This window comes from Pseudomonas sp. GLN_2, assembly GCF_043106005.1.
Taxonomy (GTDB): Bacteria; Pseudomonadota; Gammaproteobacteria; order Pseudomonadales; family Pseudomonadaceae; genus Aquipseudomonas; species Aquipseudomonas alloputida.
The window spans coordinates 53,795-65,573 of sequence record NZ_JBICMC010000091.1; the positions used below are offsets into that span (position 1 = coordinate 53,795).

Annotated in this window: 10 protein-coding genes; 1 reads left to right on the forward strand and 9 read right to left on the reverse strand. The window is 60.9% G+C overall.

The features are described 5' to 3' along the window. Window positions 1-155: 155 nt before the first annotated feature. The gene (rlmE, locus tag ACF8Q6_RS23195; protein WP_003249947.1) at window positions 156-779 is read right to left on the reverse strand and encodes a 23S rRNA (uridine(2552)-2'-O)-methyltransferase RlmE; all 624 of its coding nucleotides are present in this window, start codon (window positions 777-779) and stop codon (window positions 156-158) included. A 102-nt stretch (window positions 780-881) separates the two neighbouring features. Here rlmE and yhbY point away from each other — a divergent pair, with 102 nt between their 5' ends. Then, window positions 882-1,190, forward strand: a complete 309-nt coding sequence (gene yhbY, locus ACF8Q6_RS23200) for a ribosome assembly RNA-binding protein YhbY (protein ID WP_003249945.1) — start codon at window positions 882-884, stop codon at window positions 1,188-1,190. A gap of 12 nt (window positions 1,191-1,202) precedes the next feature. On the opposite strand, the gene ACF8Q6_RS23205 is transcribed toward yhbY, so the two are convergent. The 8 genes from ACF8Q6_RS23205 to grpE all read right to left on the reverse strand — a co-directional run bounded on the left by ACF8Q6_RS23205 (window position 1,203) and on the right by grpE (window position 11,622). Beyond that, entirely contained in the window at window positions 1,203-1,652 is a 450-nt protein-coding gene (locus ACF8Q6_RS23205; RefSeq protein ID WP_012053750.1) for a hypothetical protein, read from the reverse strand. After that, window positions 1,630-2,106, reverse strand: coding sequence for a transcription elongation factor GreA (gene greA, locus ACF8Q6_RS23210; protein WP_024717413.1), 477 nt, complete (start codon window positions 2,104-2,106; stop codon window positions 1,630-1,632). Before greA ends, ACF8Q6_RS23205 begins: the two co-directional genes overlap by 23 nt. 2 nt (window positions 2,107-2,108) lie before the next feature. Next, window positions 2,109-5,330 (reverse strand): carbamoyl-phosphate synthase large subunit, encoded by a 3,222-nt coding sequence (gene carB / locus ACF8Q6_RS23215; protein ID WP_003249937.1) that lies wholly within the window; start codon window positions 5,328-5,330, stop codon window positions 2,109-2,111. A gap of 105 nt (window positions 5,331-5,435) precedes the next feature. Continuing rightward, entirely contained in the window at window positions 5,436-6,572 is a 1,137-nt protein-coding gene (carA, locus tag ACF8Q6_RS23220) for a glutamine-hydrolyzing carbamoyl-phosphate synthase small subunit (protein WP_003249935.1), read from the reverse strand. Between the two features lie 326 nt (window positions 6,573-6,898). Next, on the reverse strand, window positions 6,899-7,702 hold the full coding sequence (gene dapB / locus ACF8Q6_RS23225; protein WP_012053753.1) for a 4-hydroxy-tetrahydrodipicolinate reductase: 804 nt from the start codon (window positions 7,700-7,702) through the stop codon (window positions 6,899-6,901). A 13-nt stretch (window positions 7,703-7,715) separates the two neighbouring features. Next, window positions 7,716-8,840, reverse strand: a complete 1,125-nt coding sequence (gene dnaJ, locus ACF8Q6_RS23230) for a molecular chaperone DnaJ (RefSeq protein ID WP_003249931.1) — start codon at window positions 8,838-8,840, stop codon at window positions 7,716-7,718. Window positions 8,841-9,037: 197 nt separating this feature from the next. Further along, the gene (gene dnaK / locus ACF8Q6_RS23235; protein WP_010955366.1) at window positions 9,038-10,963 is read right to left on the reverse strand and encodes a molecular chaperone DnaK; all 1,926 of its coding nucleotides are present in this window, start codon (window positions 10,961-10,963) and stop codon (window positions 9,038-9,040) included. A gap of 101 nt (window positions 10,964-11,064) precedes the next feature. Continuing rightward, a complete protein-coding gene (gene grpE, locus ACF8Q6_RS23240; RefSeq protein ID WP_012053755.1) occupies window positions 11,065-11,622 on the reverse strand; it encodes a nucleotide exchange factor GrpE in 558 nt (185 codons plus the stop codon). Window positions 11,623-11,779 lie beyond the last annotated feature (157 nt).

The window sequence follows — 11,779 nt, forward strand, 5'->3', positions numbered from 1 at the left end:
GCATGATATTCATCGCCCTAACTTACTACATTACCTACGCAGCCGCAGGCACCGTCTGTAACCCTTTGTGAAAGCTAGACTACACGAAGTTCGGACGATCCTGACGCAGTGGCCGATTGGAATTAACTATCGACCACCCCGCTTCACACCTTTCATTACCCTTTGAAGCCCCTGCCCAACAGGTATTGCTCGCGGGAACGGTCCCGTGACGACGACGGCTTGCGCATTTGTACCTTGTCGAACTTGCTGCGCACGTCCTTGAGGTACACGTCAAAACCTTCGCCTTGGAAAATCTTGATCAGGAAGTCGCCCCCGGGCTTGAGTACGCGGGTCGCCAGATCGAGGGCCAGCTCGCAGAGGAACATGGCACGCGGAATGTCCACCGCGGGCGTACCACTCATATTGGGGGCCATGTCGGAAATGACAAGGTCTACATGCGAATCGCCCACCGCTTCGAGAATGCGCTGCAGCACTTCGTCGTGGGTGAAGTCACCCTGAATGAAGGTTACGTCGGCGATCGAGTCCATTTCCAGAATGTCGGAAGCGATCAGGCGACCCTGGCCACCAATCAGACGACTGGTCACCTGGGACCAGCCACCAGGGGCCGCGCCGAGGTCGATCACGCTCATGCCTGGGCGGATAAGGCGGTCCTTCTCCTGGATCTCCAGCAGTTTGTAGCTCGCACGCGAGCGATACCCATCCTTCTGCGCCTGCTTCACAAAAGGGTCGTTGAAATGCTCTCGCAGCCAGTTTGCGCTGCTTTTGGAACGTTGTACCACGGGGCACCTCGATGATATGCGTCGTGATTGACTGGGCGGAGCCGGTGGCCCTCGGGTAAAATGCCGGTCAATTTTACAGAATCAGACGGAAAGGGTCAGATTATGCCGCTCAATAACGAGCAGAAGAAGCAATACAAGTCCATTGGTCATGACCTGAAGCCGGTCCTGATCGTTGCTGGCAACGGTTTGAATGAAGGCGTGATCGCCGAACTGGAGCGCGCTCTGGTCGACCATGAGCTGATCAAGGTCGAAATTCGCTCGGAAGACCGCGAAGAACGCGCCGAGACCATCGCCGAGCTGTGCAAGGCCGGCCGTGCCGAGCTGGTGCAGACCATCGGCAAGAAAGCCCTGATCTACCGCAAGAACCCACAGCCGAACAAGCAGCTGTCCAACATCCACCGTTACAAGTAACGGTAGCTCCGATCAGTGGCGCGGTGAACGCGCCCTGACCGGTACCGGCTGGGCCACCAGCACGATGCCGGAAAAACCCAGCACCAGGAAGCAGAACATCTGCCAGCGCTCGCCCACGGAAATACCGTAGCGCAAGGTGTAATACCCCACGCAGGCACCAAAGCCGAGCAACAGCATCTGGCCGCGGAACTGCCGCCACCAGGCCGCCAGGCCGTCCACCCTCGCCAGCACTGCCAGCTGGGTCAACAAGCCAAGCAACGCCACGCCGATCAACCAGCGGTCGATCTGCCCGGCGATATCCTGTACCAGCAGCGGGGCCAGGCCACTGACCTTGAGCGCAGGCACCAGCCCTACATGGAACACCCACAGGCCACCGACCCAGAAAACCTGGGCCAGTTGCCAGAGGATCCCCTCGAGGGACGGCGCCCGCAGGCGTCGGTCAGATGTGCTTGACTTCGACAATCTCGTACTCGACCGTGCCACTAGGCGTCTTGACGACGACAGTATCACCTTCTTCCTTGCCGATGATGGCACGGGCAATGGGTGCACCGCTCGACAGCTTGCCCTGCTTCACGTCAGCTTCATCCTCGCCAACGATCTGGTAGGTCACCTCTTCATCGGTTTCGGTGTTGGCCAGTACCACGGTGGTACCGAAAATCACCTTGCCGGTGTGAGGGATGGTGGTCACATCGATGACCACCGAATTCTGCAGACGGCCTTCGATATCACGGATACGCGCTTCGACCATGCCCTGCTCCTCGCGGGCGGCATGGTATTCGGCGTTTTCCTTGAGGTCACCCAGCTCACGCGCTTCACCAATGGCCTGACTCAGGCGCGGACGCTCGGTCTTGCTCAGGAACAGGTGCTCTTCTTCCAGGGCGCGAGCGCCCTGGACGGTCATCGGGTATTTGGTAATGCTCATGCTTTCAGTCCTGCATGCAGATCCTGCAAGCGACGAACGGTCTTTTCCGGACCGAATTTCAGCGCTTCGCAGATGGCTTCACCAGCCGCAATGGTAGTGGTGCAGTAAATCTTGTGCTGCAGCGCATTGCGACGAATCGAGTAGGAGTCGGCGATCGACTGGCGACCTTCGGTGGTATTGATGATCAGCGACACTTCGTCGTTCTTGATCATGTCGACCACGTGCGGGCGACCTTCGGTCACTTTGTTCACACGGCGCACTTTCAGGCCAGCCGCCTCGATAACCTTGGCGGTGCCGGCAGTGGCAACCACTTCGAAGCCCAGGGCGATCAGATCGCGGGCAACGCCGGCCACTTGTGGCTTGTCGTCGTCGCGCACGCTGATGAACGCGGTACCGCCCGTCGGCAGCACTTCGCTGGCACCCATCTGGGCTTTGGCAAAGGCTTCACCGAAGCTGTCACCGACACCCATGACTTCACCGGTCGATTTCATCTCAGGGCCGAGGATCGGGTCAACCCCTGGGAACTTGGCGAACGGGAAGACGGCTTCCTTCACGCTGTAGAAGTTCGGGATGATTTCCTGGGTGAAGCCCAGCTCTTTCAGGGTTTTACCCGCCATGACGCGGGCCGCGATCATCGCCAGGGACGTGCCGATGCACTTGGACACGAACGGTACGGTACGCGAGGCACGCGGGTTGACTTCGATCACGTAGATCTTGTCGCCCTGCAGGGCCAGCTGCACGTTCATCAGGCCGACCACGCCCAGCTCCAGCGCCATTTTCTTGACCTGAACGCGGACTTCGTCCTGCACTTCCTTGCTCAGCGAGTAAGGTGGCAGCGAGCACGCCGAGTCGCCGGAGTGTACGCCGGCCTGCTCGATGTGCTGCATGATCGCGCCGATGACCACGTCGGTGCCGTCGCACACCGCATCCACGTCCATCTCGATGGCGCAGTTGAGGAAGTGGTCGAGCAGTACCGGGCTGTCGTTCGACACTTGTACCGCTTCACGCAGGTAGCGCTTGAGCTCGTCCAGCTCGTAGACGATCTCCATGGCACGGCCGCCCAGTACGTAGGACGGACGCACGACCAGCGGGTAGCCGATGCTGCCGGCAGCACGGATGGCTTCTTCTTCGCTGCGCACGGTGGCGTTTGGCGGCTGCAGCAGGTTCAGGCGCTGAACCATCTGCTGGAAGCGCTCACGGTCTTCGGCGCGGTCGATGGCGTCAGGGCTGGTACCGATGATCGGCACGCCAGCTTCTTCCAGAGCGCGGGCCAGCTTCAGCGGGGTCTGGCCGCCGTAGTGAACGATCACGCCCTTCGGCTTCTCGACGCGGCAGACTTCCAGCACGTCTTCCAGGGTCAGCGGCTCGAAGTACAGGCGGTCGGAAGTGTCGTAGTCGGTGGAGACGGTTTCCGGGTTGCAGTTGACCATGATGGTCTCGTAACCGTCGTCACGCAGCGCCAGGGCTGCGTGTACGCAGCAGTAGTCGAACTCGATACCTTGGCCGATACGGTTCGGGCCGCCACCCAGGATCATGATCTTGTCGCGGGTCGACGGATTGGCCTCGCACTCTTCCTCGTAGGTGGAGTACAGGTAGGCGGTGTCGGTGGCGAACTCGGCGGCGCAGGTGTCGACGCGCTTGTACACCGGGAACACTTCCAGCTTGTGGCGGTGGCGACGCAGGTTCTTGTCGGTGATGCCCAGCAGGACTGCCAGGCGCTGGTCCGAGAAGCCCTTGCGCTTGAGGCGCAGCATGTAGTCCTTGTCGATTGCCGACAGGGCCAGGGTCTTGACCTTCTCTTCTTCCTTGATCAGGTCTTCCATCTGCACCAGGAACCACATGTCGATGCCGGTCAGATTGAAGATTTCTTCGCAGGTCATGCCCGAACGCATGGCGTCAGCCACGTACCAGATACGCTCGGCACCCGGCACGGTCAGTTCGCGCTTGAGGATGCTGGCGGCTTCCGGGCTGGCCAGGTCGACTTTCGGGTCGAGGCCGCAGGCGCCGACTTCCAGGCCGCGCAGGGCTTTCTGCAGGGATTCCTGGAAAGTACGGCCGATGGCCATGACTTCACCCACGGATTTCATCTGGGTGGTCAGGCGGGCGTCGGCTTTCGGGAATTTCTCGAAGGCGAAGCGTGGCAGCTTGGTGACGACGTAGTCGATCGACGGCTCGAAGGACGCTGGGGTGCGACCGCCAGTGATGTCGTTCTGCAGCTCGTCGAGGGTGTAACCAATGGCCAGCTTGGCGGCGATCTTGGCGATCGGGAAGCCGGTGGCCTTGGAGGCCAGGGCGGACGAACGCGATACGCGCGGGTTCATCTCGATGACGACCATGCGGCCGGTGTTCGGGCAAATGCCGAACTGGACGTTGGAACCGCCGGTTTCCACACCGATTTCACGCAGCACCGCCAGCGAGGCGTTGCGCATGATCTGGTATTCCTTGTCGGTCAGGGTCTGTGCCGGGGCAACCGTGATCGAGTCACCGGTGTGCACACCCATCGGGTCGAAGTTCTCGATCGAGCAGACGATGATGCAGTTGTCCTTCTTGTCGCGGACCACCTCCATCTCGTATTCCTTCCAGCCGATCAGCGATTCGTCGATCAGCAGCTCTTTGGTCGGCGACAGGTCCAGACCACGGGTGCAGATTTCCTCGAACTCTTCACGGTTGTAAGCGATACCGCCGCCGGTGCCGCCCATGGTGAACGAGGGGCGAATGATGCATGGGAAGCCGAGCTTCTCGAGGACCGCATTGGCCTCTTCCATGCTGTGGGCGATACCGGAGCGCGGGCACTCCAGGCCGATGTCCTTCATGGCCTTGTCGAAGCGCGAGCGGTCTTCGGCCTTGTCGATGGTGTCAGCGTTGGCACCGATCATCTCTACGCCGAACTTCTCCAGAACGCCGTGGCGCTCCAGGTCCAGGGCGCAGTTCAGGGCGGTCTGGCCACCCATGGTCGGCAGGACGGCGTCCGGGCGCTCTTTCTCGATGATCTTGGCCACCGATTGCCACTTGATCGGCTCGATGTAGGTGGCGTCGGCCATGGCCGGGTCGGTCATGATGGTGGCTGGGTTGGAGTTCACCAGGATGACGCGGAAACCTTCCTCGCGCAGGGCTTTACAGGCCTGCGCGCCGGAGTAGTCGAATTCGCAGGCCTGGCCGATCACGATCGGGCCAGCGCCGAGAATCAGGATGCTTTTGATGTCTGTACGTTTTGGCATGGTGGTCACTCAAATCCGGGGTCAGTCGGCAAGCCGCTTTGAACAATCTGGGTCAGGCGCTGCCGGGCGCGGCGTATGCCGGCCCGGGGCCTTGAAGCAGGATGCTCAGCGGCGCTTGGCCATGGCATCGGTGAAACGATCGAACAGAGGCGCGACGTCGGTCGGGCCAGGGCTCGCTTCAGGGTGGCCCTGGAAGCTGAACGCGCTCTTGTCGGTACGCTCGATACCCTGCAGGGTGCCGTCGAACAGCGACTTGTGAATGGCGCGAACGTTACCCGGCAGGGTCGCCTCGTCAACGGCGAAGCCGTGGTTCTGGCTGGTGATCATGACCACACCGGTATCCAGGTCCTGGACCGGGTGGTTGGCACCGTGGTGGCCGTGGCCCATTTTCACGGTCTTGGCGCCGGAAGCCAGGGCCAGCAGCTGGTGGCCGAGGCAGATGCCGAATACCGGGATCTCGGTTTCGAGGATTTCCTTGATCGCCTGGATCGCGTAGTCGCACGGCTCAGGGTCACCCGGGCCGTTGGACAGGAACACGCCGTCCGGGTTGAGTGCCAGCACTTCGCTGGCCGGGGTCTGGGCTGGCACCACGGTCACGCGGCAGCCGCGGGCCACCAGCATGCGCAGGATGTTCAGCTTGACGCCATAGTCGAAGGCAACCACGTGGTACGGCAGGTCGGCAGCGTCGATGGTCGGGTGGCTGTCGGTTTTCAGCTCCCACACACTGGAGCGCCACTCGTAACGTTCCTTGGTGGAGACGACCTTGGCCAGGTCCATGCCCTTCAGGCCCGGGAAGCCGCGGGCAGCGGCGATGGCGGCTTCTTCGCTGATGTTGTCACCCGCCAGAATGCAGCCGTTCTGGGCGCCCTTTTCACGCAGGATACGGGTTAGGCGACGGGTGTCGATGCCGGCGATGGCAACGACGTTGTTAGCCTTGAGGTACTCAGGCAGCGACTGGGTGTTACGCCAGTTGCTGGCCAGCAGCGGCAGGTCACGGATGACCAGGCCAGCGGACCAGACGCGGTTCGACTCGGCGTCTTCCGGAGTAGTACCGGTGTTGCCGATGTGCGGGTAGGTCAGGGTAACGATTTGCTGCGCGTAGGAAGGGTCTGTAAGGATTTCCTGGTAGCCGGTCATAGCGGTGTTGAATACCACCTCACCAACGGTCTGACCGTCGGCACCGATGGCTTCACCGCGGAAAATACTGCCGTCGGCAAGGGCGAGTATGGCTGGCTTTGTCAAGAAGACCTCCCGTAAATCAAGCATGAAAGGGCGATCGCAGGTTGCAAAAAAGCGGAGTGACGTATGGACACGTCACCCCGCTTTCATGTGCTGAATTCAATTCGCTGCGCGCTTTTAGTGGACACACTAAAGCTGTAGCTTACAGAAAAGTGTGTTTTCGGTCTACCGGATATGTGTCTCTAAAACACATCGATGCGACAGGCTGACATCCACGCCAGCCTCTTCGCGGGCTCGCCCGCTCCCACAGGGATCGCACCAGCCCAAGAGCAACCCTGTACCTGTGGGAGCGGGCAAGCCCGCGAAGCAGCCAACACCCCACTCACGACTTAACGCAGTTCAAGCACATCCTGCATGTCGTACAGCCCAGGCTCGCGCCCATCCAGCCACAGCGCCGCACGTACGGCACCCTTGGCGAAGGTCATGCGGCTGGAGGCCTTGTGGGTGATTTCCAGGCGCTCGCCTTCGGCAGCGAACAATACGGTGTGATCGCCCACCACATCGCCGGCACGCACGGTAGCGAAACCGATGGTCTTGCGATCGCGCGCGCCGGTTTGCCCTTCACGGCCATACACGGCCACTTCCTGCAGATCACGGCCCAGCGCATTGGCAACCACTTCACCCATGCGCAGTGCAGTACCCGACGGCGCATCGACCTTGTGCCGGTGGTGCGCCTCGATGATTTCGATATCGACATCATCGCCCAGCACCCGCGCAGCCATATCCAGCAGCTTGAGGCTAAGGTTGACCCCCACGCTGAAGTTGGCGGCGAACACGATTGGAATGTCCTTGCCAGCTTCGGCCAACAGCTGCTTCTCTTCGACTGTAAAACCGGTCGTGCCGATGATCATCGCCTTGCCGTGCTTGCGGCAGAACGCGAGGTTTTTCAGGGTCACCGAGGGGTGAGTGAAATCGATCAGCACATCGAACTCGTCGGCAACCTTGGCCAGGTCGTCAGACAACAGCACGCCAATTCGGCCAAGTGCCGCCAGCTCTCCGGCGTCAGCCCCGACCAACGAGCTGTCAGGGCGATCGATCGCCGCGGTCAGCCCCGCGCCCGAGGTTTGTTGCACGGCTTCGATAAGGGTTTTGCCCATCCGCCCCGCCGCGCCCATCACTGCAATACGTCGCATAACCTGTTCCTTGTCAGAGATCGCCGAAGAAGCGCTTCACACCATCGAACCAGCCGCTGGCCTTGGGCGAGTGGGAACTGTCCCCTTCCAGCGAATCACGCAGCTCTTCGAGCAGCTCGCGCTGACGGCGACTGAGATTGACTGGGGTTTCTACGGCCACACGGCACAGCAGGTCACCCGCACCACCCCCACGCACCGGGGCAACACCCTTGCCACGCAGACGGAACTGCTTACCGGTCTGGGTGCCTTCCGGAATCTTCAGCTTCACGCGACCATCCAGGGTCGGCACTTCCAGCTCGCCGCCCAGGGCAGCATCGGTGTAGCTGATCGGCACTTCACAGTACAAGTGCTTGCCATCGCGCTGGAAGATTTCGTGCTCACGCACGCTGATCACCACGTACAGGTCGCCAGTCGGGCCACCATGAGTACCGGCCTCGCCCTCACCCGACAGACGGATGCGGTCGCCGGTATCGACACCTGCCGGCACCTTGACCGACAGCGTCTTGTATTCCTCGACACGCCCTTCACCATGGCACGAAGTGCACGGGTCGGTAATGATCTTGCCTTGGCCATGGCAGCGCGGGCAGGTTTGCTGCACCGAGAAGAAGCCTTGCTGCATGCGCACCTGGCCGATACCACCGCAGGTCGGGCAGGTGGACGGGGTCGAGCCCTTCTTGGCACCGGAACCGTCGCAAGGCTGGCAGTTGACCAGGGTAGGCACGCGGATGCTGACCGTGGTGCCACGCACCGCTTCTTCCAGGTTCAGCTCCAGGGTGTAGCGCAGGTCGCTGCCGCGCTGGGCACCGCCTCGACCACCCCCGCGGCCGCCGCCGAAGAAGTCGCTGAACACATCGCCGAAGATGTCGGAGAAATTGGCACCACCAAAGCCAGCACCACCGCCACCCATGCTTGGGTCGACACCCGCATGGCCATACTGGTCGAAGGCCGCACGCTTGCTCGCGTCTGACAGCACCTCGTAGGCCTCGTTGGCCTCCTTGAACTTGTCTTCCGATTCTTTATCGCCCGGGTTGCGGTCCGGGTGGTACTTCATCGCCAAACGGCGGTAAGCCTTCTTGAGGTCCGCTTCAGTGGCGCCGCGCTCGACACCCAGGACCTCATAATAATCACGCTTGGACATAGGTCATTTGCACCTTGTTGGGCGTGTGGCATCTGCGCCACGCCATCAGCACCCACTTACGGCCCTCAAGAGCCGCTGACAGATGCTGTAAAAATTCTCGAATTCCAGATACGCCAACGCGGGAGCAAGCCCCCGCGCGGCGACATCCTACCAGCTCACCGGCAAACGACGGTGAACCGGCCGACAACATGCAGGGATTACTGCTTGTTGTTGTCTTTCACTTCTTCGAACTCGGCGTCAACCACGTCATCGTGCTTGGCTTCCGGCTCGGCCTGCTGCGCGCCACCCTGAGGCTGTTCAGCCGACTGCTCGGCGTACATCTTCTGGGCAACCGGGGCAGAGACCTTGGACAGCTCTTCAACCTTGGCGTCGATGGCAGCCTTGTCGTCGCCTTTGACAGCGGCTTCCAGGGCAACAACGGCGGCCTCGATGGCGGTTTTCTCTTCAGCGGTAACCTTGTCACCTGCGTCAGCGACCATCTTGCGGGTCGAGTGAACCAGCGCGTCACCCTGGTTACGGGCAGCCGCCAGCTCTTCGAACTTGCGGTCTTCCTCGGCGTTGGCCTCGGCGTCACGCACCATGCGCTCGATCTCTTCGTCCGACAGGCCGGAGTTGGCCTTGATCACGATCGACTGAGTCTTGCCGGTGGCCTTGTCTTTCGCACCTACGTGCAGGATGCCGTTGGCGTCGATGTCGAAGGTCACTTCGATTTGCGGCACGCCGCGCGGTGCTGGCGGAATGTCAGCCAGGTCGAACTTGCCCAGCGACTTGTTCTGCGCAGCCTGCTTACGCTCACCTTGCAGCACGTGAATGGTCACGGCGCTCTGGTTGTCGTCGGCAGTCGAGAACACCTGCGACTTCTTGGTCGGGATGGTGGTGTTCTTCTCGATCAGCGCGGTCATCACGCCACCCATGGTTTCGATACCCAGGGTCAGCGGGCTGACGTCCAGCAGCAGTACGTCCTTCACGTCACCGGCCAGTACCGCACCCTGGATGGCAGCACCCATGGCGACGGCTTCGTCCGGGTTCACGTCCTTGCGCGCTTCTTTACCGAAGAAGTCGGCCACTTCCTTCTGCACCAGCGGCATGCGGGTCTGACCGCCGACCAGGATCACGTCGTCGATCTTGCTGGCGTCGATGCCGGCGTCTTTCAGGGCGATGCGGCAAGGCTCGATGGTACGCTTGACCAGGTCTTCGACCAGCGACTCCAGCTTGGCGCGGGAGATCTTCACGTTCAGGTGCTTAGGACCGGTGGCATCTGCAGTGATGTACGGCAGGTTGACGTCGGTCGACTGAGCGGACGACAGCTCGATCTTGGCTTTTTCTGCGGCTTCTTTCAGGCGCTGCAGGGCCAGAGGATCGTTCTTCAGGTCCATGCCCGACTCTTTCTTGAACTCGTCGACAAGGTAGTCGATCAGGCGCATGTCGAAGTCTTCGCCACCCAGGAAGGTGTCGCCGTTGGTAGCCAGTACTTCGAACTGGTGCTCACCGTCGACTTCGGCGATTTCGATGACCGAAACGTCGAAGGTACCACCACCCAGGTCATAAACGATGACGGTGTGGTCGCCCTTGGCCTTGTCCATGCCATACGCCAGTGCAGCGGCAGTCGGCTCGTTGATGATGCGTTTTACGTCCAGGCCAGCGATGCGGCCGGCGTCTTTGGTCGCCTGACGCTGGCTGTCGTTGAAGTAGGCCGGAACGGTGATGACCGCTTCGGTGACTGGCTCGCCGAGGTAGTCTTCGGCGGTCTTCTTCATTTTCTTCAGGACTTCGGCGCTGATCTGCGGCGGAGCCATTTCCTTGCCAGCAGCCTCGACCCAGGCGTCACCGTTGTTCGCCTTGACGATCTTGTACGGCACCAGCTTGATGTCTTTCTGCACGACATCTTCTTCGAAGCGGCGGCCAATCAGGCGCTTCACTGCGAACAGGGTGTTGTGCGGGTTGGTGACCGCCTGGCGCTTGGCCGACTGGCCAACCAGGATTTCGCCATCGTTGGCGTAGGCCACGATCGAAGGGGTAGTACGCGCACCTTCGGCGTTTTCGATGACTTTGACGTTACCGTTTTCCAGAATGGAGACGCACGAGTTGGTGGTCCCCAGGTCGATACCGATGATTTTACCCATGTTAACTCTCCCGAAACTTGAATTTGGTAGCAGCGACTACTTTGGCCAACTGCGGTAATACTTGAAGGCTTGACACCTAGATGGGGATGCCCCGAAGGATTTCAAGCCTTTTCATTGATCGAGGGTTGCGCCGCGCTCGGCGCCTTGCTGACCACCACCATGGCGGGGCGCAGCAGGCGGCCGTTCAGCAGGTAGCCCTTCTGGAACACGTTCAGCACGCTGTTTGGCTCGACCTCGGCGTTTTCCTGCATGGCCATGGCCTGGTGGTGCTCAGGGTTGAACGGCTGGCCGTGCGGGTCGACAGCTTCAAGGTTGTAGCGCTTGAGGGTGTCCTGGAACATCTTCAGGGTCAGCTCGACCCCTTCGCGGATCTGCTTGACGTGCTCATCCTCGGCACTGGAGTGAGCCAGGGCCAGTTCCAGGCTGTCGATCACCGGCAGCAAGTCGCTGGAGAACTTCTCCAGGGCGAACTTGTGGGCTTTTTCCACATCCTGCTCGGCACGACGGCGTACGTTCTGCAGGTCGGCAACGGCGCGCAGCGCCTGGTCCTTGGCTGCGGCCAGCTGTTCCTCGAGCTCCAGAACACGGGTATCAGCTGCATTGCCTGCACCGGTTTCTTCCACGTTAAGGTCTTTCTCGTTCAGCTGCTCATCAGCCATGGGGTCTCTCCTGCGCAATTTTGTGGACTGCGAGCCAGGCTCGCCTTGGATGTCGGCTATATGGGGCCGGAAAAACCAGGTTCAAGGGGCAAGGTGGTTTTCGAGGCTGCAACAGAATCTGCGAAGGGGCATTGGCAGGCCTGAAAAAAGTACTGTA